The organism is Mesorhizobium sp. WSM4829 (assembly GCF_055811475.1).
On sequence record NZ_JBVVQJ010000181.1, the window covers coordinates 1 to 234 of the forward strand.

1 pseudogene is annotated in these 234 nt (G+C 57.3%); it reads left to right on the plus strand.

What is annotated here, in order from left to right:
• Positions 1 to 159: 159 nt before the first annotated feature.
• A pseudogene (locus AC0L17_RS34770) lies at positions 160 to 234 on the plus strand (IS6 family transposase); the annotation flags it as partial.

The following is a 234-nucleotide window of genomic DNA, read 5'->3' on the forward strand; positions in this document are numbered from 1 at the left end:
CCGCCTTCGCGCCGCCTGATGTTCATGCTCCGTTCTGGCTTAGCGTGTCTGGGAAAGCAGATCTTGTTCCGACCCCTTATTCATTCCATCGCGTTTATGCCGCAAATCGCTGACGGCGAGTTAAGTTGATAACGCCGCACTCCACGATGATCGACGAGCCGAAAACACTGGCTATGGCGCGCCGTCGATCAGGACGGCTATGTCCTCGACGAGATCGTCCAGAACCGCCGCAAC